Origin of the sequence: Agromyces fucosus, from assembly GCF_004134865.1 — a bacterium.
Lineage (GTDB): Bacteria > Actinomycetota > Actinomycetes > Actinomycetales > Microbacteriaceae > Agromyces > Agromyces fucosus.
The window spans coordinates 911,602-934,052 of sequence record NZ_SDPO01000002.1; the positions used below are offsets into that span (position 1 = coordinate 911,602).

Here is a 22,451-nt window from a genome sequence, read left to right on the forward strand (position 1 = left end):
TGGCGTACCGTTCGAAAAAGAACGCCGGTCGGTATTTACGACTGGCCGACTGGGGACGCGGAGACCGGTGCGAACCAGGGCATCGCGCATCCTTGCGAGGCGCGGTTTCGGCGCGAGGTGGCGACGGTGCCGAGTCTCGATCCATCCCTCTTCATGCAAAGGAGCATCATGGACGATCTCATCGACCGCGACGATAACCCCGAGCTGGGCCGGCGCCTTGGTCTTTCCCGCCGACAACTGCTCGCAGCGACGACCGGCATGGCTGCGGCCGCGGCACTCGGCGCGGCGGCCTTCGGCGGAGGGCCGGCCCACGCCGTCACTCGCGGAGCCGCCGCCTCCGGGGGCGTGAAGGCAGCCGGCAACGGCGTGCTCCTGCCCCCGGGCAAGCGCGGCATCATCCTCTACACGGTTCGCGACGCCATCTCGCGCGACCCGAACACGACCGATCTGGCATCGGGCTTCAAGGAGGTGTTCCAGGAGCTCTCGCGCATCGGCTACAAGCAGATCGAGTTCGCCGGTTACGGACAGCACGCGAACGCCGACGGCGGCAATGTCAACAACGTCGCCGGCGCCCAGCTGCTGCGCACCTGGCTCGACGACAACGGGCTCGAGGCCGAGGGCAACCACGGCAACATCCCGTCGACCATCAGCGACGCGACGATCGCCGCGTTCGACGCACAGTGCGAGGTCGCGAACATCCTCGGATTCGGCCACATCGGAACCGGCAACGACCCGACGGGCAGCGCGTTCGTCGCCGACTGGGATCTCGCCGCAGAGCGGTGGAACTTCTTCGGCGAGCGCGCCGCGTCGCACGGGCTGAAGCTGTACACGCACAACCATGACATCGCGTACAGCTTCCTGCTCGACAGCGGTCCGCTCGACGCGCTCGGCCGGCCGACGCGCTCCAGCGGCATCCGCCGCCTGGAGTACTTCCTGCAGAACACCGACCCGAGCTACGTCTACCTCGAGATGGACATCTACTGGGCCCACGTCGCGCAGTACAAGCACCGCAGCTTCACTGCGCCCGACGGCACCGTGGTCGAGAGCCTCTTCGACCCGGCCGGGGTCGTCTCGGCGCAGACCACCCGGTTCCCGCTGTTCCACACCAAGGACGGGCGCATCAACACGGCGACCCCGAACGGGTACGACATGGTGCCGTTCGGCCAGGGAGACATCGACTACACGACGTTCTTCCAGCGCATCGGCGCCAAGGGGTACCACAACTCGATGTGGGAGCAGGACACGGCACCGGGCGGCGGCGCGAACCCCGGCCAGTCGCTGGCGTTCGCACAGGTCGCGTACGACGGCATGGCCGCGCTCCGCGGCTGACGCAGCACACTGCCCCGGGCCAGGCCGTAACCCGGCCCGGGGCATTCCTCGTTTCAGCACACCCCTCTTCCAAGGAGACATCCATGTCCACATCCAGAATCCGGTTGGGCGCCCTCGTGCTCAGCGGACTGCTGGCGGCCACGTCGCTCACCGTGAGCGCCGGGGCCGCCGCCTTCGCACATGACGGCGAGGACCACGGCGACGAGGTCAGCGCCACCACTTGGGCCAACTACGAACGCGTGACCCTCACGAGAGACGTCGGCGAGCCGATCGACCTCGCGGTGATGCCCGACTCGCGCGTGCTGCACACGACGCGCAACGGGCAGGTGCGCCTCACCGATCCCTCGCAGGGCACCACGACGGTCGTCAACACGATCGACGTCTATGCGAACTCCGAGGACGGCCTGCAGACGATCGCCCTCGACCCGGCCTTCGAGGAGAACGGCTGGGTCTACCTCTACTACGCGCCCCGCACGATGGTGTCGCCCTACCCGGCGACGACGCCGACGGGATCGGCACCGAACACCCTGCCGGCGGGCGCCGACGAGTCGTATTGGAACCAGTGGAAGGGCTACAACCAGCTCAGCCGCTTCCACTGGAACGCTGAGACGAACTCGCTCGACCTCGCGAGCGAACAGGTGATCATCACGGTCGAGGTGCAGCGCGGCCAGTGCTGCCACGTCGCGGGTGACGTCGCGTTCGACAACGACGGCAACGTGCTGCTCGCCACCGGCGACAACACGCCGGCGAGCACGCCCGGCGCCAACGGCTATGCCCCGAACAACGACCGCATCGGGTACAACCCCGGTCTCGACTCGCGTCGCGGCGCCGGCAACTCGAACGACCTGCGCGGCAAGATCCTGCGGATCGACGTGCAGGACGACGGCAGCTACACGATCCCCGCCGGCAACCTGTTCGCCCCGGGCACCCCGCAGACCCGCCCCGAGATCTACGTCATGGGCGTGCGCAACCCGTTCCGCATCGACTACGACCCCGTGACGAGCGCGCTGACGTGGGGCGACTACGGCCCCGACGCGGGCACTGCGAGCGACCTGCGCGGCCCGATGGGGTACGTGGAGTGGCAGAGCACGACGAAGCCGATCAACGGCGGCTGGCCCTATTGCCACGGACCGAACGCGAACTACAACGACTGGGACTACGAGACGCTCACCCAGGGCGACTGGTTCGACTGCGACGCCGGGCCGACGAACACCTCGCGCCACAACACCGGCCTGACGCAGCTGCCCGCCGCGACGGCGCCGCAGATCTGGTACGGCGACCAGGCGACCCATCAGCCGTGGCCCGAGCTCGGCGCCGGCGGACAGGCCCCGATGGGCGGCCCGACCTACCGCTACGACGAGGAGAACGCGTCGACGACGAAGTTCCCCGAGTACTGGAGCGGCAAGACGTTCATGGCCGAGTTCTCACGCGACCGCATCTTCGCCTTCAGCCAGGAGGACCCCGACGGCGAGGTCACGAAGATCGAGGACTTCCTGCCGAACGCCGCACTCAACGCGGCGGGCATGCCCCCGTGGGACAACGTGATCGACTTCGAGTTCGGCCCCGACGGATCGCTCTACGTGCTCGACTACGGCGACGGCTTCTTCCGCCCGAACCCCGACGCCGGCCTCTACCGGGTCGACTACGTCGAGGGCACGAAGGGCCCGCGCGTCGACCTCGACGCCTCGGTGACGTCGGGCCAGGGCCCGCTCGAGGTCGACTTCTCGGCCGCCGGCAGCACCCACCCCGACGGCCTCGCGCTCAGCTTCGCGTGGGACCTCGAGGGCACCGGCACCTTCACCGACGGCCCCGCCGAGGTGAGCCACACGTACACGGCCGACGGCCAGTACACGGCCCGCGTGCGGGTCACCGACTCGAGCGGACGCGTCAGCCTCTCGTCGGTCGTGATCACGGTCGGCAACACCGCGCCGACCATCGAGATCGTGACTCCCGAGAACGGGTCCTTCGCCGACTGGGGCGACACCGTCGCCTTCGAGGTGAAGGTCACCGACCCTGAAGACACGACGATCGACTGCTCGCGGGTGAACTGGAGCTACGCACTGGGTCACGACAACACGCACGCCCACCCGCTGTTCACCGGCACCGGCTGCACGGCCGAGATCGAGATGCAGGAGGAGGCCGGCCACGGCGAGACCGAGAACATCTACGCCCAGATCGGCGCCTCGTACACCGACGGCGGCAGCGCCACGGCTCCGGCGCTCTCTGCCGACGACGTGACGCTGCTGAACCCGCGCGAGCTGCAGGCCGAGCACGCCGACGCGAAGGGCGGCGAGACGACGATCGTCGACGACGAGACAGCTCGCGCCTTCCGCAAGGTCGCCTCGTTCGACGCCGGCGACTGGCTGGCGTACGACCCGGTGAACCTCGTGGGCATCACGGGCGTCGAGGCACGCGCGACCGGCACCGGCTCGCTCTCACTGCGGTGGGGCAGCGCCGAGGCCGAGCCGTTCCTGACGATCGACGTGGCCAGTGCCGGCGCCGAGTGGCTGGAGGCATCCGCGCCGCTGGTCACCGTGCCCGAGGGAACCGATCGGCTGTACGTGACGAGCACGGGCGGAGTCGACCTCGACCAGCTCGAGTTCACCACGTCGACGAGCGATATCCGTGCGCTGCTCGGCAGTCTCGACGACGACGGCCGCATCACCCACGGCGCGGCGGCATCGTTCGGTGACACGCTGGCCGAGGCCGACGCGGCCCTCGCCGCCGGCGACACCGCCACGGCGATCAGCAAGCTCGAGTTCATCGTCGCGAAGGTGCCGAGCCGCATCCGCACCGATGCCGAGGCTGCGGCGCTCGTCATCCGCGCGGCGGAGGCGGTGATCGCCGACCTCCGATAGCGCAGTTGCGCTGACACCCGGGAGCCCCGGTCCGCCTCGGCGGGCTGGGGCTCTCGCACGCCCGGCTGCAGGCGGCGCATTCCGGGCCGCACCCGTAACGCGCGACCCGGAACGCTGTGCCACCCCTCTTCCAGAAAGGCAGGCCACTCAGGCTACACCGCGGCAAGCGACCCGGCCCGGCCTCGGACGCACCCCGAACAGGGGCCGACATCCCACGGCCGACTCGAGCGCCTGCGCGTTTCCACACCGAGCGGATGCCGCGGCTCACGCCTCGGTCAGCGAGCCCGGCCCGATCTCGGCGACCGAGCGATGGCCTGCGAGCCCGAGGGTGAGATCGAACTCGGCGATGTGGTTGCGCACGACCTCGCGCACCCCCGTGGCCCCGGCGACCGCGAGGCCGAAGACGTAGGGGCGGCCGATCCCCACGGCCGTGGCGCCGAGGGCGAGGGCGATGAACGCGTCGGCGCCGCCCCGCACGCCGCTGTCGAGGATGACGGGCACGCGCCCGCCCACCCGCTCGACGACGCCGGGCAGGGCGTCGAGGCTCGCGACGGAGTCGTCGACCTGGCGCCCGCCGTGGTTCGAGACGACGAGGCCGTCGACACCGTGGTCGAGCGCCTGCGCCGCGTCATCCGGATGCAGCACGCCCTTCAGCAGCACCGGCAGCTTCGTCCACTCGCGCAGCTTCGCGAGGTCGGCCCAGGTGAGCGCCGGGTTCGAGAACACGTCGAGGAAGGTCTCGATCGCGGCCCGCGGGAGCGGCGAGCGCAGGGCCGCGCGCACGCCGCCGTCGACGAGCGGAGTTCTCGCGCCGGCGCGGGCGATCGAGAACGCCGAGGCGAGCAGCTTCGGGGTGACCTTCGGGCGTGCTCCCCCGCCGGCACCGGCGGCGGCCCGCTGCCGCACGAGCTCGGCGAAGACCGGGTCGCTCGTGTACTGCGCGATGCCCTGCCCCCGCGTGAACGGCAGGTAGGCGGCGTCGAGATCGCGCGTGCGCCAGCCGAGCAGGTGCGTGTCGAGCGTGACGACGATCGCCTCGCAACCGGATGCCTCGGCGCGACGCACGAAGGAGGCGTTGAGCTCGTCGGAGGCGCTCCAGTAGAGCTGGAACCACCGGGAACGCGAGCCCATCGCGGCCGCGACCTCCTCCATCGGGCGCGAGGCCTGGTTCGACAGCAGGTAGGGCACGTCGAGCGCTGCGGCCGCCCGGCCCACCGCGACATCCGCTTCGGGGTGGGCCATCTCGGCGACGCCGATGGGCGACAACACGAAGGGCGTCGCACGCTTCCGGCCGAGCAGCTCGATCGAGAGGTCGCGCTCCGAGACGTCGCGGAGCACGCGCGGCCAGATCCGCCGGCGCGCGAACGCCGCGCGATTCGCCGCCATCGTCGCCTCGGCACCCGCGCCACCGGCGAGGTACGCGAACGCCTCGGCCGAGACCGCCTTGCGTGCAGCACGCTCGAGGGCGTCGTGGTCGACGGGCACCGCGGGGCGGATGCCCGAGAGCCCGGCCCGGTACACCTCGGACTGCACGTCGCGCGCGAATCCTCGCGGGACGGCCCCGGATGCGCTCTCGCCGGCGCCGGGTGCTCTCGTGCTGGCCATCGGCTCGCTCCTTCGCGGTGTCGGGTGCGAGCCAGCGTAGCCGTGACGGCACGGCCGGCGACAGGGCCGACCGCGCCCTCGTCATCGCCGCCGCCCCGTCACCCGACACGACGTAGGGTGGAACGGATGCCTCAGCTCCCCGATCTCCGCGTCGCCGCCATCGCCCTCGTGCGCGACCGGCGCGTGCTCATGGTCACTGCGCGGGACCGCGAGGTGTACTACATGCCGGGCGGCAAGATCGACGCGGGCGAGACGGCGGCCGAGGCCGCAGCGCGCGAAGCCCTCGAAGAGGTGGCCCTCGTGCTCGACCCGGCCGAACTCGTGGAGCTCTTCGAGGTCGTGGCGGCGGCGCACGGCGAACCCGACGGCCGCCTCGTGCGCATGCGGGTCTTCCGCGCCGAGACGGATGCCGCGCCCTTCGCGTCGGCCGAGGTGGGCAGCCTGCACTGGGTGACGACCGCCGACGTCGATCGATGCCCGCCCGCCGGGGCCGAGGTGCTCGAGCGCCTCTCCGCCGCCGGTCTCATCGACTGACCCGCCGCGGCAGACGGGCGCGCGTGGCTGCTGATGGAGCCGGCTCCCCCTCGTAGACTTCGCTCATGCCGACCATCCGCGAGTTCCGCCGTGGCGACCGGGTCACGCGCATCACTCGCACCGGCATCGACGACGGCCCCGGCTACGTGCTCGTGCACGGCATCGGCATGGCGCACGAGTACTGGTCGGATGTCGCGGAATCACTCGGTCGCACCGGACCCGTGCACGCCCTCGACCTCCCCGGCTTCGGAGACACGCCCGAACCGGAGCACCCGTTGTCGATGCCCGCGGCCGGTGACCTCCTCGCCGAGCTCGTGCAGGCCGAGGGCATCGAGAACCCCGTGCTCATCGGGCACTCGTCGGGCGCGCAGGCCGTTGCCGAGGCGGCAGCCCGGCACCCGCAGCTCTTCGAGCGCATCGTCCTCATCGGTCCGACGGTCAACCCGCGCGAGCGATCCGTGCCGAAGCAGGCGGCGAGGCTCGCGCAGGACCTCGTGCTCGCGCACCCGAAGGTGCTCGGCCTGGGGCTGTGGTCGTACGCTCGAGCCGGCGTGGGCTGGTACCTCGAGACCCTGCGCCCCGTCATGGCCCATCGCATCGAACGCACGCTGCCGGGCATCTCCGCGGAGACCCTCGTCATCCGCGGCGAGCGCGACCGCATCGTGCCCCGCGCGTGGGCCGAACAGGTGACGCGGATGGTGCCGCATGCGCGCCTCGTCGAGGTGCCCGGTCGTGGGCACGAGACGATGATCACGGCCGGTGCACAGGTGGGCGACCTCATCGTGCGGCATGCACGCGGCGACCTCGTCGGATCAGAGGTGCCCGGCATCGCCGACGCCGCGGACCCCGCGGTCACCGCCGCCACCGCCACCGCCGCCACGGCCGCCACCGCCACCGCCGCCGCCGCCGCCGCCGAGGCGATCGCCTCGACGAAGGGCGTCGAAGTCGAACGGGCGAAGCCGATCCCGCTCCTCGCCGCGGCGGTGTGGTGGGCGCTCGACTACCTCGATGCCGCGAAGCAGCAGCTGCGCGTGCTCACGGTGCCGAAGCTGCCGAAGCGATGGGCGCGAGGCGACACGGGCAAGCCGACGATCCTGCTGCTGCCCGGCGTCTACGAGCACTGGTCGTTCATGGAGCCGCTCGGCGACGCGCTGAACGCCCGTGGCTACCGGGTGCAGGTCGCCCACGGGCTCGGCGCGAACCTGCTCGCGATCCCCGACACCGCCGAGCGGGTGTCGCGCGCGCTCGCGCGCATCCCGACGCCGCCGGAGGGCCGGGTCGTCGTCGCCCACTCCAAGGGCGGGCTCATCGGCAAGCTGTTGCTGCTCCGCGACCTCGACCACCACCTCGACGTGCGAGGGCTCGTCGCGATCGCCACCCCCTTCGGCGGCGCGCGGCTCGCCCGCTACCTGCTCGACCCGAGCATGCGCGAGTTCGACCCCGACAGCGCGACGATCGTCGAGCTCGCGAGCGCGGCATCCGTCAACTCGCGCATCGTGTCGCTCTTCGGGGTCTTCGACCCCCACCTGCCCGAGGGCAGTTCGCTCGCCGGCGCCACGAACCGCCGACTGCCGGTGGCCGGCCACTTCCGGATCCTCTCGGCGCCCGAGACGGCCGCGGCCGTCGTCACCGCGGTCGAGTCGCTCTCGGCCCCACCGGAGGCGGTCATCGCCGCCGCGGTGGCGACCATCGCCGCCGCGATCGACACCGACGCGGATGCGGACGCGGGTGCGGATGCAGATGCGGGTGCGGATGCAGAGGCGGACGCTGACGCAGGTGCGGACGCAGACACGAACGCAGTTGCGGACGCAGACACGAACGCAGTTGCGGACGCAGACGCGGACGCCGACACGAACGCCGACACGCCGGACGGTCCGACCGCTCAGAGCTCCTCGAAGGGACGCGCGTAGCGGAACGCGCCGCGGTGCGCGTCGGTGACAGCTGCGAGGGGCAGCGCCTGGAAGTACTCGCCCCACGCGGGCTCGGGCGCGACGATGCCGAGCTCGGAGCCCGGGACGAATCCGAACCGCCCGTAGTACGCAGGGTCGCCGAGCAGCACGATCGCGCCCTCGCCGTGCGCCTCGGCGACGCGCACGGTCTCGGCGATGAGTGCGGAGCCGACGCCGAGTCGCTGCTGGCCCGGCAGCACGCCGATGGGCCCGAGACCGAGCGCGTCGGACTCGCCGATGCTCGCGCGGGTGCTGATGCAGTAGCCGATGACCTCGCCCTCGAGCTCGGCGACGAGCGCGAGGTGCGGGAGCAGCGCGTCGGAGTCGAGCAGCGCCGTGTTCAGCCCGACCTCGATCGGCGGCGCGTCGGCGGTCGTGGCCGGCGTGGCGAACGCGACCGCCAACAGGTGCTCGACCGCGGCGTGATCGGCGGATTCGAGTGACCGGATCAGCATGTCAGTGCACGTACTCCAGCAGGTCGAGGCCGACCTGGCGCATGCCGTCGAGCACCGCGAGGCGGGAGGAGATCATCGTGTCGGCGTAGTACATCGAGACCGCGTACGAGACGCTCGCACGCGGGCCGCGGAGCACACCGACCTCGCTGCGCACGCCGCCGTCGGTGCCCGTCTTGTTCATGAGCAGCACGTTGTGATCGGGGGTGCGGTGCGCGAGCGGGTCGAGCCCGAACGCGCTCGCCACCATCGAGAGGTCGGCGTTCAGCGAGAGCCAGCCGACGACGCGCTGAGACACCTCGGGCGAGACGATCTCGCCGCGGGCGAGGGAGGCGAACAGCCAGGTCAGCTCCTTCGCCGAGCCGATCGAGAGCTGCGGGGCGTCGTCGGGCCCGCGGTGGTCGCGCACGAGGTCGAGCAGCGCCGTGCGGGTCAGTCCGAGCGCCTCGGTGCGGGAGCGCACCGCCTCGAGGCCGACGTGGCGGATGAGCACGTTCGTCGCGAGGTTGTCGCTCGTCGCACCGATGAGCGCCGCGAGGTCGGCGAGCGGCAGCGACGGCGACTGCATGTGCTGCCAGATGCCGGAGTCGCCGACGGCGTCACGCGGCGCCCGGTCGAGCACCGTGAACGACTCGCTGCTGTCTCCGGCGAGCCGTGACGCGACCTCGACGAGCAGCAGCACCTTGCCGATCGACGCCGTCGGCATGACGACGTGGTCGTCGACCGAGAAGAGCACCTTGCCGGTCGCGAGGTCGGTCGCCCGGGCCGACACCTGCACGCCGGCGAGCGCGAGCTCGCCGAGTGCGTCGAACCCGCGGGCGAAGTTCTCGCCCGGCTCCTCGGTGCGATGCTTGCCGCGCCTCAGGTCGCTGTGCCGTGCACGCCGCTCCGAACCCTGCGACGACGTCACCACGGTGCTCCCACGGCCTTCCTCTGACGGTCGGCGCTCCCCCACCGCTGAAGCGGCGCGCTCGATATTGCTCGAATGTACGTACAGGACTACCAGATCGTCACACGCTCGGCTGGGTCGAGCCAGAGGTCGTCGTCGGGAGTCACTTCGAAGCTAGCGTAGAACTCGTCGATGTTCCTGACGATCTGGTTGCAGCGGAACTCGTTGGGCGAGTGCGGGTCGATCGCGAGCAGCCGCACGACCTCTTCATCGCGGCCCTTCATCTGCCAGGCCTGGGCCCACGACAGGAAGAAGCGCTGCGCTGCGGTGAGGCCGTCGATCACCGGAGCCGACTCGACGTCGCCGCCGAGCGAGATGACGTAGGCCCTCCACGCGATCGCGAGTCCGCCGAGGTCGCCGATGTTCTCGCCGATCGTGAGGGCGCCGTTGACGTGCGGCGCGTCGCCCGCGGCATCCGCCTCAGGCTGCTGCTCGCTGTCGGCCGCGTCGTTGTTCTCGCCCGCTGCGGGCTCGAGCTGCGCGGCCTCGAGCTGTGCCGGCACGAGCGCGTCGTACTGGGCGATGAGGGCCGCCGTGCGCTCCTCGAACGCGGCGCGGTCGGCCTCGGTCCACCAGTCGGTGAGGCGCCCGTCGCCGTCGTACTTCGATCCCTGGTCGTCGAAGCCGTGGCCGATCTCGTGCCCGATCACGGCGCCGATCGCACCGTAGTTCGCGGCGGCGTCGCGCTCGGCGTCGAAGAACGGGTACTGCAGGATCGCCGCCGGGAAGACGATCTCGTTGAACCCGGGGTTGTAGTACGCGTTGATCGTCTGCGGCGTCATGAACCACTCGTCGCGGTCGAGCGGCTTGCCGATCTTGCCGAGTTCGCGGTTGAACTCGTACTCCGCGGTCGCCCGCACGTTGCCGACCAGGTCGTCGGTGATCTCGAGCACCGAGTAGTCGCGCCACTTCACCGGGAAGCCGATCTTCGGGGTGAACTTCGCGAGCTTGTCGAGCGCCTTCGCCCGGGTCTCCTCGCCCATCCACTCGAGCGCGTCGATCGACTGCCGGTAGGCCTCGACGAGGTTCGCGACGAGGTCGTCCATCGCCTCCTTCGCGGCGGGCGGGAAGTGCCGCTCGACGTAGATGCGGCCGACGGCCTCGCCCATGGCGCCCTCGACGAGCGAGACGCCGCGCTTCCACCGCTCGCGCATCTGCGGGGTGCCGGTGAGCGTGCGGCCGTAGAAGTCGAAGTTCGCCTCGACGAAGTCGTTCGAGAGGTACGCGGCGCTGCCGCGCACGACCTGCCAGGCGAGCCAGTCCTTCCACGCCGGCAGGCGGTCTTCGGTGAGCAGCGCGCCGAGGCCCTGCACGAACGAGGGCTCGCGCAGCACGATCTCGTCGAACGCACCGGCGGGCACGCCCATGGCGTCGCGCCAGGTGTTCAGGTCGACGGTGCCGTCAGTGCCCTGCCGAGCGGATGCCTCTGCGACCGCGTCGTCCCACGAGAACAGGTTGTACGTCTTCTCGCTGTCGCGGGTCTCGACGTTGCTCCAGTGCGCCGCGGCGATCGCGGTCTCGAGCTCGAACACCCGGGCGGCGCGCTCGCCCGGCGCTTCGAGCTGCGCGAGCCGGAGCATCCGCTCGAGGTGCGACCGGTACGCCTCGCGCACGGACTCGAAGCGGTCTTCGCGGAAGTAGCTCTCGTCGGGCAGACCGATGCCGCCCTGCTCGACGAAGACGAGGTAGCGCTCGGGGTCGCCGGGGTCGTTGTCGACGTAGAGCTGCAGGAAGCCGGGCACGCCCTGGCGCTCGAGCCGCCCGAGGGTCGCGAGGAAGGCGTCGACCGAGTCGATCAGGTCGACCTCGACGAGCTGGCCGGCGATCGGCGTGGCGCCGAGCAGGTTCGCCCGCTCCTCGTTCATGAAGCTCGCGTAGAGGTCGCCGACCTTGCGCGCCTCGGTGCCGGGCTCGGCGCCTTGCGACTCCTCGATGATCTCGCGCACGGCCTGCTCGGCCTCCTCGTGCAGCACGAGGAACGAGCCGTACCTGGCCTTGTCGGCCGGGATGTCGGTGCGCTCGATCCACCTGCCGTTGACGTGTCGGAAGAGGTCGTCTTGCGGGCGGATGCCCGCGTCGAGTTCGTCCTGCTTGATTCCGGAGGGCAGCGCGACATCGGTCATCCCCCCAGCCTAGGCGGCGGTCCGGCGCGGGGTCACGCGTCTGGCGGAAGGTGCGTGAAACTCCCAGAGATCGCCGGGATCCCGGCGTTCGGCGCGGGTGCCGCCGTCGAGCGCGACCCGGGTCCATTCCGCTCGCCCTCGCAGGCGAGGGCACGTGGACGCTGCCGCCGTCGGCGGGCGCCCGTAGGCTCGGAACGCCCATGAACGAGCCCCGCAACGAACCATCGAGCCTCACCCCGCCGACGAATCCGCCGCGCAGCGGGGTCGACCGGGAGATCCTCCGGCTCGCGGTACCCGCGCTCGGCGCGCTCATCGCCGAACCCCTCTTCCTCCTGGCCGACACCGCGATGATCGGCCACCTCGGCGCAACGCCCCTCGCCGGCCTCGGCCTCGCAAGCGCGGTGCTGCAGACGATCATCGGGCTCATGGTCTTCCTCGCCTACGCGACCACGCCCGCCGTCGCGCGTCGGGTCGGACTCGGCGACGTGCGGGGCGCGGTGGCCTCGGGCATCGACGGGCTGTGGCTCGCACTCGGCATCGGCGTCGTGCTCGCCGTCGCCGGATGGTTCGCGGCACCGATGCTCGTCGGACTCTTCGGCGCCTCCGAGGCGGTGACCGCCGAGGCATCCGTCTACCTCTCGATCTCGATGGCCGGCCTCCCGGCGATGCTCATCGTGTTCGCGGCCACCGGCCTCCTGCGCGGACTGCAGGACACGCGCACCCCGCTCTGGGTCGCCGGCGTCGGCTTCGCGGTGAACATCGCACTGAACTACGTCTTCATCTACGTCGCCGGCTGGGGCATCGCGGGCTCGGCCGTCGGCACCGTCGTCGCGCAGTGGGGCATGGTCGCCGTCTACCTCGTGGTCGTCGCCCGGCACGCGGCCCGCGCCGGCGCGAGCCCCTGGCCGCACCATGCGGGAGTGCTGCGCGGAGCGGCATCCGGCGGCTGGCTGTTCCTCCGCACGCTGAGCCTCCGGCTCGCACTGCTGCTCGCGACGTGGGCGGCGACCTCGCTCGGCTCGAACGAGCTCGCCGCGTTCCAGGTGGCGATGACGATCTACTTCACGATCGGCTTCGCGCTCGACGCCCTCGCCATCGCCGCGCAGGCCCTCATCGGCCGCGACCTCGGCGCAGGCGACCTCGCCGGCGTGCGCGCGGTGCTGCGACGCTGCCTGCAATGGGGCGTCGGCAGCGGCGCCGCGATCGGCGTGCTGCTGCTCTCGACGGCGTGGGTGCTGCCCGCCCTCTTCACGAGTTCGGCGGATGTCGCGGCGCTCCTGCCCCCGACGCTCGTGGTGCTCGCGCTCTCCGCCCCGCTCGGCGGCATCGTGTTCGTGCTCGACGGCGTGCTCATCGGCGCCGGCGACGCCCGGTACCTCGCGTGGACCGGCATCGTGAACCTCGTCGTGTTCGTGCCGCTCGCCCTCTGGGTGGTCGCCGTCGCCCCGGCCGGAGCCGCCGGACCGGCGTGGCTCATGGCGGCGTTCGCGATCGGCTACCTCGGGGCGCGGGCGGTCACGCTCGGGCTGCGGGCGCGCGGTGCGGCGTGGATGGTGGTCGGCGAGGGTCGCTGACGGCGCAGCGCCGGGGCGCACGGGAGGTCAGGCGGTCGGCTCGCCCAGCCACTCGCGCGCGCCGGCGACGAGCGCGGCGACCCCGACCTCGAGCGTGGGCTCGATGAGCGGAGCGAAGAACGGCGAGTGGTTCGACGGGATGTCGTCGGGCATGCGCCCGGTCGCGAGCGCATCGCCGAAGAGGGCGGGGTCGGAGCCGCCGAGGATCCAGTAGACGAGGGGCACTCCCGCGGCCGTCGCGAGCACGCCGACGTCTTCGCTGCCCGAGATCACCCCGGGGTCGATCACGCGCGCCTCGCCGAGCACCCCGCGCAACGCTGCCGCCGTGCGCTCCGTGGCCGCCGCGTCGTTCACGGTGACCGGGAAGCGCTCCTCGTAGTCGAAGTCGGGCTCGCGCGGTGCACCCGACGCGGCGGCCTCCGCCTTCGCGATGCGCTCGATCGCCGACAGCACCTTCGTGCGCACGGTCTCGTCGAAGCTGCGGATGCTGAGGCCGAGGGAGGCCTCGGCCGGGATGATGTTGTTCTTCGTGCCGGCGTGGATCTGGCCGACCGACACCACGGCCGCATCCGTCGCCGCGAGTTCGCGAGCGACGATGCCCTGCAGCCGGACGACCGTCGACGCGGCGAGGTAGACGGGGTCGACCGTCGTCTCGGGTCGCGAGCCGTGCCCGCCCGTGCCGTGCAGCCGGATCGTGAGCGAGTCGGCGCCGGCCATCGCCACGCCGCCGCGCACCGCCGCGAATCCAGCGGGCAGGGGCGCCACGTGCTGGCCGAGCACGATGTCGGGCTTCGGCACGCGATCGAAGAGTCCGTCGGCGACCATCGCCTCGGCGCCGCCGCCCCACTCCTCGGCGGGCTGGAAGAGCGCCACCAGCGTGCCGGACCACTCGGCGCGATCCGCGACGAGCCGCTCGGTCGCGCCGAGCAGGCACGTGACGTGCACGTCGTGCCCGCAGGCGTGCATGACGGGCACGTCGTTGCCCTCGTGGTCGGTGCCGCGCGCCGTGCTCGCATAGGGCAGGCCGGTCGCCTCGAGCACGGGCAGTCCGTCCATGTCGGCGCGGAGCAGCACGGTCGGGCCGTCGCCGTTCTCGAGCACGCCCACGACGCCCGTGCGGCCGATGCCGGTCGTGACCGTCAATCCGAGCGCGGTCAGCGTCTCGGCCACGATGCCCGCGGTGCGGTGCTCCTGGAACGAGAGTTCGGGGTTGGCATGCAGGTCGCGGTAGACGGCGGCGAGATCGAGGCTCATGCCGTCAGCCTAGGCCGGGGTCGACGGGCGCTCAGGCCCCGCGCTCGGCGCGCCATTCGACGAGCAGCTCGGGCATGCGGCGCTGGATGAAGAGGAAGAAGTCGCTCATCTCGGCGATGCGCTGCGAGGCGAGCGAGTCGGGGTCGTCGATCGCCGCGACGGCCTTCGACGCGAGCGCCTCGAGGTGGTCGTAGAGCGGGTTCTTGCCCATCGTCACCGTGTACCAGGCATGCTCGGGCAGCTCGTAGAGCACCCGACGCGAGCCGGGCTGCGACACGCGGCGCACCATGCGCAGCGTCTGCAGGTACCGCACGGCGCCCGAGATCGCGGCGGCGCTCGCGACGAGCTGGTCGCTCAGCTCCCGGGCTGTGAGCCCGGTCGACTCGGCGGCGATGAGCGCCATCAGCACCCTCGCCGGCATGCGCGGGAAGCCCGCCTCGGCCATCGCCGCGGCGGACTGCTCGACGAACTCGTTCATCGCCTGTTCGTCTCGCGCCATCTCCCCATCCTCACAGAACGAGCGGGGCCGAGCGGATGCCCCGCGCCCGTCATCACCCGCCGAGTGCCAGGTCCCGTCGCCGCACGAGGGCCGTGGCCCCCGCGGCCACGACAACGGCGATGCCCGACATGACCCACGCGGCCGACCAGTCGATCGTCTCGGCCGTGACGATCGGGGTGTGGGTGAACGGCGAGATGTCGCGCACCCACTCGGGGAACCCGAAGAGGCCGCCGAACTGCCCCAGTACGATCGCGACGAGCAGCACCGCCCAGCCGAGGGCGATCGACGCCCGAGGCACGAGGGCGAACACGAGGGCGGCGACCGCGACGATCACGAGGCAGGCCGGCAGCTGGGCGAGCCCCGCCTCGGCGACGGTCGACATGCGCTCACCGACATCCGGCGACCCGATGAGTCCGACGAAGGCGCCGAGCACCGCGAAGGCCAGCACCGCAGCGACCGAGGCGGCGCCGATCAGGAGGTACGCGGAGAACCAGCGGAACCGCGAGACGGGCGCGGCGAGCACGAGTTCTGCCGTGCCGCCGGCCTCATCCTGCCGGGCTCGCATGATCGCCTGCACGCCGCCGACCGCGGCGAGCACGCCGACGAATCCGAAGAGCCCGGTCGTGAAGAGGTCGATCAACCCGCCCTCGGCGTTCGGCCCCGCGATCGCGGCGAGGGTGTCGGTGATCGCCTGCCCGGCCTCCTGGCCATCGGGGGTGTTGACGAGGTCGACGACCGTCTGCCCGACGGCGCCCAGTACGAGTCCGAAGAGCGCACCGCCGACGGTCCAGCCGATGACGGGGTTGCGGAGCGTGCGCCAGACGAGGCCGATCGGGCCCGAGAGGCTCAGCGGCGCATGCAGGCGGCCCGCCCGCTCGGGCACGATGCTCGAGTCGAGGTCGCGGTGCGACTGCAGCCACGCGGAGGCGGCGAAGAGCACCGCCCCGAGGGCGACGCAGAGCGCGAGCGGCCAGAGTCGCTGATGCGTGTACGGCGCGACCGCCTGGCCCCAGCCGATCGGGCTGAGCCAGCTCCACCAGCCCGCCTCCATGCTGAGCCCGTCGGGCTGCACGGTGCCCGTGGCATCCCCCATCGCGCGGAAGGCGTAGCCGAGGGTCACGATCGCGGCCGCGAGCCCGTTCGCCCCGCGCGAGGTGCGCATGAGCTGCGCGCACGCGAGCCCGACGCCGAGGTACGCGATGCCCACGGCCGACAGTGCCGCGCCGTAGAGCAGGGCGCCCGAGGCATCCGCCCCGTACGCGAAGGCCACGCCGCCCATGATCGCCCCGACCAGCGCACTCAGGATGACGCCCTCGAGCGCCGTCGCGAGCAGCGGTGCGATGCGGCCGGCGGGAGTGGATCCGACGAGCTCGGCCCTGCCCGCCTCCTCGTCGCCGCGCGTGTGTCGCACGGCGAGGAACGTCATCATCAGGCCGACCATGAGCCCCAGGAAGCCGAAGAGCAGGAAGAACTGGAATGCGTCGGGGTCGGTGCCCTGCGGAGTGCCGCGGAGCATCAGGATGGCGGGGCTCATGATCACGAGCCTGATGACGCTCGCCCGTTCGGCGTCATCGCCGTAGGTCTCGGTGACGGCGCCGCGACCGGCGACCTCGAGCAGCGCGAAGAGCGCGAGCCACACGATGATCTGCACCCGGTCGCGGCGGAACCGCGCGAGGAGCAGGGTCGGCAGGGTCTTCATCGCACGCCCTCGAGACTCGATCGCGCCGGCTCGTCGATCTCGTCGTGGTAGTGCCGCATGAAGAGCTCCTCGAGCGAGGGCGGGTTCACGGTGACGCCGGTGGCACGCAGGCGACTAAGGGCGGCGAGCACGTCGGGCATGGCGTCGGAATCGGCGGTGAAGCGCACACGGGCGCCGTCGACCACGAGGTCGTGCGCGCCGGGGATGGTCGCGAAGGCGGCGTGGTCGATCCCCTCGCCGGCGAAGGAGATCTCGGTGCGGGTGAGGTGGCGGAGCTCGGCGAGCGTGCCCGTCTCGACCGTGCGCCCGGCGCGGATGATGCTCACGCGGTCGCACAGGTGCTCGACCTCCGAGAGGATGTGGCTCGACAGGAGCACGGTCGCGCCGTCGCCGAGGAGGGCCGCGATCTCCTGACGGAAGACCGCCTCCATGAGCGGGTCGAGGCCCGAGGTGGGCTCGTCGAGGATGTACAGGTCGGCTGGCGTGGCGAGCGCGGCGATGAGCGCGACCTTCTGCCGGTTGCCCTTCGAGTAGGTGCGGCCCTTCTTCGACGGGTCGAACTGGAAGACCTCGGCGAGGTGCTCGCGCCGCGCCGCATAGGCGCGCTTGTCGGTCGTGCCGCCCCGAAGGCGCGTGAGCAGGTCGATCGACTCACCGCCCGAGAGGTTCGACCAGAGGTTCACGTCGCCCGGCACGTAGGCGATGCGCCGGTGCAGCTCGACGGCGTCGCGCCAGGGGTCGCGGCCGAAGAGCGTCGCGTTGCCGCCGCTGGCCCGGATGAGGCCGAGCAGCACGCGAATGGTGGTGGACTTCCCCGCGCCGTTCGGGCCGAGGAACCCGTGCACCTCGCCGGCCTCGACGCTGAGGTCGAGCCCGTCGAGTGCACGCACGCGGCCGAAGTGCTTCTCGAGACCGCGTGTTTCGATGACGGTGTTCATGAGGCCGACACTACGCTCGTTTCACAAATTTGTGAATCTTCCTAACGGAACCCTTACGGGAGCGGGGTCGGATGCCGCGGGGCGACCGGACCGCGTGGCCCTGCGGCGTCACCGGGGCGCGCGTGGGCGCCCTTGGGCGGATGCCCGGGGTGCGTGGCATTGAGGTGACGCAAGTTGTCGCATCGACACGGTCGCAACCGACAACGAGTGGCATCTCGATGACCGGAGAGCCGGAGCGGCATCGAGCAGCGGGCGGCCAGCAGCGGGCGGCGAGCAGCGAGCGCCGTCAACCCGCCGTTCGGGGCACGGCCGTCGTATCGCCGACGTGCAGCGTGCTCGTGAAGCACCGCGACGCGGGCGGCTCGCCCGAGAGCATCTGAACGACGGCCTCGCCGGCCGCCCTTCCCTTCGCGACCGAGGGCTGCGCGAGCGTCGTGAGGTCGTGCTGCAGGCCGTCGACCCGGATGCCGTCGAAACCGAGCACGCTGAGATCGGCCGGCACCTGCATGCCGAGCTCCTCGGCCGCCTGGATGACCCCCGCCGCCAGCAGGTCGCTCTGCGCGATGATCGCCGTCGGACGGTTCTCCGGGTCGGCGAGGAGCGCCCGCGCAGCCTCGAGCCCCTCTTCGATCGAGCTGGCCCCTGCGGCGCGGCCCGTCGCCTCGGGGAAGATCTCACGAGCGCCGGCGAGGCGCTGGCTCGCCGTGGCCGCCGTGCTCGACTCCAGCAGCTCCCTGGTGAGGGGGCCCCGAGTGCGCGCCGCGTCGAAGGGCAGCGTCACGATCGCGACATCCGTATGGCCCAATTGCCGCAGGTATTCGGCGCCCCGCCGAGTCGCCTGGAGGTTGTCGATCGAGATCTCGGGGATGTCCTCACCGGTGTCGCCCTCGATGGCGACGGCGGGGATGCCGCGGCGACGCAGCGCCTCGATCGTGACGCCGAGGCGCGGACTGCAGCCCACGAGCACGACCGCGTCGACCGGCGCGCTCTCGATGCTGACGGCGTTCTCGCCCGCCTCTCCGGTGTCGGTGAGCAGCAGGAGGCCGGCGCCGAGCGGCGCGATGCCCTCGGAGATGCCGTCGAGCATCTGGATCTTCACGGGGTCGAGGAACGCCGCGCGCACGCGCTCCTCGAGCACGACGCCGACGATGCCCGAACGCCCGCGGCGCAACGACCGTGCGCGCGGGTCGGGACCGGCGTAACCGAGATCGGATGCCGCGGCGAGCACGCGCTCCTTCGTGGCGGCGGACACGGGGCCCGAGCCGCTGAAGGCGAGCGAGGCGGTCGACTGCGAGACGCCCGCGCGTGCCGCGACATCGGCGAGCGTCGGGCGTTGAGCGGCATCGGGCTGCATGGGGCCGAGTCTAGGCCGAATCGATTCGATCGGCGATCCGCGGCGTGCCGAGCGCTCGACCCGCGGCATCGCCTAGGCTCGGCCGCATGTCGAGAACCGCCCTCATCACCGGCGCGAGCTCCGGGCTCGGCGCCGAGTTCGCCAGACAGCTCGCCGCCACCGGCGCCCACCTCGTGCTCGTGGCGCGTGATCGCGCCGCCCTCGACGAGCTGGCCATGCGGATCCGCCGCGAGCACGGCGTCGAGGTCGAGGTGCTGCCGGCCGACCTGCTGAAGCCGCGTCACCTGGCCCGGGTCGTCGAGCGCCTCTCCGATGCCGCACGGCCGATCGACCTGCTCGTCAACAACGCGGGGTTCGGCCTGCCGCTCGACTTCGCGGCCAACGACGTCGAGGTCGAGGTGCGCCATCTGCACCTGCACGTCGAGGTGCCCCTGCGTCTGAGCCACGCAGCCCTGCGGTCGATGCTCCCCCGCCGACGCGGGCGGATCATCAACATCGCGTCGGTCGGCGCGTTCATTCCGCGATCGACATATGGCGCCTGCAAGCGCTGGCTGGTCGTGTTCAGCGAGTGGGCGAACGGGCAGTACGCGCGGCAAGGGGTCACGACGACGGCCGTGTGCCCCGGCTACACGCACACGAAGTTCCACGAGCGGCTGGGACTGCCGCCGGGCCAGGAAGGGGTTCCGGGTTGGATGTGGCTCGACGCGCGGAAGGTCGTCGCCGAGGCACTGCGAGACACCGCCCGCGGCAAGTCCCTCTCGGTGCCTTCGCTCCGCTACCGGTTGCTCGTCGGCCTCGCGCGGTTCGCGCCCGGATCGGTCGGCGCCCGCATCGGGGCCCGCGGGCGCTGACACGCCTGCCTCGTGGGTTGAGGAGCAAGCGCAGCGAGCGTCTCGAAACCTGCTTCTGGGAGCACGGGTCTCGATACGGCGCTGGCGCGCCTACTCGACCGGCGAGACCGGCGAGGCCTACTCGACCGGCGAGACCGGCGAGCCCACCTCGTCGCGAGCCGTGACGAACGCGGCGACGCAGCGCCGAATCTCCTCCTCGGAGTGCGCAGCGGAGAGCTGCACGCGGATGCGCGCCGCCCCGCGGGGCACCACCGGGAAGCTGAAGGCGGTGACGTACACCCCGTGCCGCTGCAGCGCGTCGGCCATGCGCGCGGTGAGGGCGGCATCGCCGAACATCACGGGCACGATCGGGTGCTCACCGGGCAGCAGGTCGAACGAGGCATCCGTCATCAGGGACCGGAAGAGCGACGCGTTCGCCCGCAGCTTCTCGCGCAGCTCGCCCGAGGAGGCGAGCAGCTCGAGCGCCTGGATCGTGCCCGCCACGATCGCCGGGGCGAGGGTGTTGGAGAAGAGGTAGGGCCGGGCGCGCTGGCGCAGCAGGTCGACGATCTCCTGGCGGGCGGCGACGTAGCCGCCGGATGCCCCGCCGAGCGCCTTGCCGAAGGTGCCGGTCGTGATGTCGACGCGACCCTCGACGCCGCAGTGCTCGGGCGTGCCGCGGCCGTGCTCGCCGACGAAGCCGACGGCGTGCGAGTCGTCGACGAAGACGAGCGCGTCGTACTTGTCGGCGAGGTCGCAGATCTCGGCGAGGGGCGCGATGTAGCCGTCCATCGAGAAGACGCCATCGGTCACGATCACCCGGCGACGGGCATCGGATGCCGCGACCAGCTGCGCCTCGAGGTCGGCCATGTCGCGGTTCTTGTAGCGGTACCGGCCGGCCTTCGAGAGCCGGATGCCGTCGATGATCGAGGCGTGGTTCAGCTCGTCGGAGATGATCGCGTCGTCGGGCCCGAAGAGCACCTCGAAGACGCCGCCGTTGGCGTCGAAGCACGAGGAGAAGAGGATCGTGTCGTCGTAGCCGAGGAACGACGAGACCCGCTTCTCGAGTTCGAGGTGCAGCTCCTGCGTGCCGCAGATGAACCGCACGCTCGCGAGTCCGTAGCCCCACTCGTCGAGCCCGGCGTGCGCCGCCGCGACGATGCGCGGGTCGTTCGCGAGCCCGAGGTAGTTGTTGGCGCAGAAGTTCAGCACCTCGCGCCCGGCGACCTCGATCTCGGAGGACTGCGGGCCGTGGATGCCGCGCTCGCGCTTCGTGAGACCCGCGGCCTCGATCTCGTCGAGCTCGCTGCGAAGCTGGTCGCGAACCGTTCCGTACATGTCTAGAGCTCCGTCCAGTCGAGGATGACCTTGCCGACGCCGCCGGAGGCGGCCGCGTCGAACGCCGCACGCCACTCGCGCGCAGGGTATCGGTCGCTGATGATCGAGGCGACGCGCGAGCGCAGCTGCGGGCTCGTCTGCAGCATCGCGCTCATCGAGTTCCAGGTCTCGAACATCTCGCGTCCGTAGATGCCCTTCATGGTGAGCATGTGGGTGACGACCTTGCCCCAGTCGATCGCGTACGGCTCCGCCGGCAGGCCCAGCAGCGCCATGCGACCGCCGTGGTTCATGTTCTCGATCATCTCGGGCAGCGCCTTCGCCGAGCCCGACATCTCGAAGCCCACGTCGAAGCCCTCGCGCATGCCGAGTCGCTCCTGCGCCGACCGCACCCGTTCCTTCGACACGTCGACGACGGCGTCGGCGCCCATCTCGAGCGCCAGCGACAGGCGTGCCGGCGAGACATCCGTGGCGACGATGAAGCGGGCGCCGACATGCCGGGCGACCGCGATCGACATGAGCCCGATCGGGCCGCAGCCCGTGACGAGCACGTCTTCGCCGACGACCGAGAAGGCGAGCGCGGTGTGCACCGCGTTGCCGAACGGGTCGAAGATCGCCCCGACCTCGGGCTCGACCGAGGCGTGGTGCACCCACACGTTCTCGCCGGGGATGACGATGTACTCCGCGAACGCGCCGTCGCGATGGAGGCCGACGCCCTTGGTGCGGATGCACATCTGGCGGCGGCCCGCGCGGCAGTTGCGGCACATGCCGCACACGATGTGTCCCTCGCCCGAGACGCGGTCGCCGACGGCGACGTCGTGCACGAGCGGCCCGACCTCGACCACCTCGCCGAAGAACTCGTGACCGGGGATGAGGGGCGCGGCGATCGTCGACGCGGCCCAGTCGTCCCACTTCTCGATGTGCAGGTCGGTGCCGCAGATGCCGGTGCGCAGCACCCGGATCTTCACGTCGGCGGGGCCCGTCTCGGGCTCCGGCCGCTCGACGTACTCCAGGCCGGCGCCGGGGGCGGGTTTGAAGAGGGCCTTCATCGCAGAAACTCCGTTGTTCAGAACATGAGCCACTGGGTGCGGCGGCTCATGCGAGTGGTCCGGTGGGTGCGCCGGATGACAGGTCAATCGTATCGGCGCGGAGTAATATGTTACGCAGCG

17 protein-coding genes are annotated in these 22,451 nt (G+C 71.5%); 6 read left to right on the forward strand and 11 right to left on the reverse strand.

What is annotated here, in order from left to right; all coding sequences use genetic code 11:
• The first annotated feature begins 168 nt into the window (after window positions 1-168).
• Together ESP57_RS10000 and ESP57_RS10005 are read left to right on the forward strand one after the other, a co-directional pair.
• Window positions 169-1,329, forward strand: a complete 1,161-nt coding sequence (locus tag ESP57_RS10000) for a sugar phosphate isomerase/epimerase family protein (RefSeq protein WP_129231414.1) — start codon at window positions 169-171, stop codon at window positions 1,327-1,329.
• An 83-nt stretch (window positions 1,330-1,412) separates the two neighbouring features.
• On the forward strand, window positions 1,413-4,187 hold the full coding sequence (locus ESP57_RS10005; RefSeq protein WP_129231415.1) for a PQQ-dependent sugar dehydrogenase: 2,775 nt from the start codon (window positions 1,413-1,415) through the stop codon (window positions 4,185-4,187).
• 264 nt (window positions 4,188-4,451) lie between these two features.
• Here ESP57_RS10005 and ESP57_RS10010 read toward each other — a convergent pair whose 3' ends face one another.
• Window positions 4,452-5,792: an alpha-hydroxy-acid oxidizing protein gene (locus ESP57_RS10010; protein ID WP_129231416.1), complete on the reverse strand. Its 1,341-nt coding sequence runs from the start codon at window positions 5,790-5,792 to the stop codon at window positions 4,452-4,454.
• Between the two features lie 126 nt (window positions 5,793-5,918).
• Here ESP57_RS10010 and ESP57_RS10015 point away from each other — a divergent pair, with 126 nt between their 5' ends.
• The gene (locus tag ESP57_RS10015; RefSeq protein ID WP_129231417.1) at window positions 5,919-6,326 is read left to right on the forward strand and encodes an NUDIX domain-containing protein; all 408 of its coding nucleotides are present in this window, start codon (window positions 5,919-5,921) and stop codon (window positions 6,324-6,326) included.
• Between the two features lie 65 nt (window positions 6,327-6,391).
• On the forward strand, window positions 6,392-8,236 hold the full coding sequence (locus ESP57_RS18590) for an alpha/beta hydrolase (protein WP_207904525.1): 1,845 nt from the start codon (window positions 6,392-6,394) through the stop codon (window positions 8,234-8,236).
• Here the strand turns inward: ESP57_RS18590 and ESP57_RS10035 are convergent.
• The 3 genes from ESP57_RS10035 to ESP57_RS10045 form a co-directional block, all read right to left on the reverse strand.
• Window positions 8,209-8,730 carry a GNAT family N-acetyltransferase gene (locus ESP57_RS10035; protein ID WP_129231418.1) on the reverse strand — a complete coding sequence of 174 codons (522 nt, stop codon included), beginning with the start codon at window positions 8,728-8,730 and terminating at the stop codon, window positions 8,209-8,211. The genes ESP57_RS18590 and ESP57_RS10035 overlap by 28 nt on opposite strands.
• A 1-nt stretch (window position 8,731) precedes the next feature.
• The gene (locus tag ESP57_RS10040; RefSeq protein ID WP_424219659.1) at window positions 8,732-9,637 is read right to left on the reverse strand and encodes a serine hydrolase; all 906 of its coding nucleotides are present in this window, start codon (window positions 9,635-9,637) and stop codon (window positions 8,732-8,734) included.
• 89 nt (window positions 9,638-9,726) lie between these two features.
• Window positions 9,727-11,799 carry a M13 family metallopeptidase gene (locus tag ESP57_RS10045; RefSeq protein ID WP_129231420.1) on the reverse strand — a complete coding sequence of 691 codons (2,073 nt, stop codon included), beginning with the start codon at window positions 11,797-11,799 and terminating at the stop codon, window positions 9,727-9,729.
• 200 nt (window positions 11,800-11,999) lie between these two features.
• Between ESP57_RS10045 and ESP57_RS10050 the strand changes: the two genes are divergently transcribed.
• Window positions 12,000-13,373: an MATE family efflux transporter gene (locus tag ESP57_RS10050; protein WP_129231421.1), complete on the forward strand. Its 1,374-nt coding sequence runs from the start codon at window positions 12,000-12,002 to the stop codon at window positions 13,371-13,373.
• A 27-nt stretch (window positions 13,374-13,400) separates the two neighbouring features.
• On the opposite strand, the gene ESP57_RS10055 is transcribed toward ESP57_RS10050, so the two are convergent.
• From ESP57_RS10055 to ESP57_RS10075, 5 genes are all read right to left on the reverse strand, one after another.
• Entirely contained in the window at window positions 13,401-14,627 is a 1,227-nt protein-coding gene (locus ESP57_RS10055) for an amidohydrolase (RefSeq protein ID WP_129231422.1), read from the reverse strand.
• 31 nt (window positions 14,628-14,658) lie between these two features.
• Window positions 14,659-15,126 carry a GbsR/MarR family transcriptional regulator gene (locus tag ESP57_RS10060; RefSeq protein ID WP_115959326.1) on the reverse strand — a complete coding sequence of 156 codons (468 nt, stop codon included), beginning with the start codon at window positions 15,124-15,126 and terminating at the stop codon, window positions 14,659-14,661.
• 52 nt (window positions 15,127-15,178) lie between these two features.
• Window positions 15,179-16,825, reverse strand: coding sequence for an ABC transporter permease (locus ESP57_RS10065; protein ID WP_129231424.1), 1,647 nt, complete (start codon window positions 16,823-16,825; stop codon window positions 15,179-15,181).
• The gene (locus ESP57_RS10070; RefSeq protein ID WP_129231426.1) at window positions 16,822-17,763 is read right to left on the reverse strand and encodes an ABC transporter ATP-binding protein; all 942 of its coding nucleotides are present in this window, start codon (window positions 17,761-17,763) and stop codon (window positions 16,822-16,824) included. The genes ESP57_RS10065 and ESP57_RS10070 overlap by 4 nt, the downstream gene beginning before the upstream one ends.
• Before the next feature lie 286 nt (window positions 17,764-18,049).
• Complete coding sequence (locus ESP57_RS10075) at window positions 18,050-19,117, reverse strand: LacI family DNA-binding transcriptional regulator (protein WP_129231427.1); 1,068 nt, start codon at window positions 19,115-19,117, stop codon at window positions 18,050-18,052.
• An 86-nt stretch (window positions 19,118-19,203) separates the two neighbouring features.
• On the opposite strand from ESP57_RS10075, the gene ESP57_RS10080 reads away from it, so the two are divergent.
• Window positions 19,204-19,968, forward strand: a complete 765-nt coding sequence (locus ESP57_RS10080) for an SDR family NAD(P)-dependent oxidoreductase (RefSeq protein ID WP_129231428.1) — start codon at window positions 19,204-19,206, stop codon at window positions 19,966-19,968.
• 117 nt (window positions 19,969-20,085) lie between these two features.
• Here ESP57_RS10080 and ESP57_RS10085 read toward each other — a convergent pair whose 3' ends face one another.
• Both ESP57_RS10085 and tdh read right to left on the reverse strand, forming a co-directional pair.
• A complete protein-coding gene (locus tag ESP57_RS10085; RefSeq protein WP_129231429.1) occupies window positions 20,086-21,285 on the reverse strand; it encodes a glycine C-acetyltransferase in 1,200 nt (399 codons plus the stop codon).
• 2 nt (window positions 21,286-21,287) lie between these two features.
• Window positions 21,288-22,331, reverse strand: a complete 1,044-nt coding sequence (gene tdh, locus ESP57_RS10090) for an L-threonine 3-dehydrogenase (RefSeq protein ID WP_056006729.1) — start codon at window positions 22,329-22,331, stop codon at window positions 21,288-21,290.
• Window positions 22,332-22,451 lie beyond the last annotated feature (120 nt).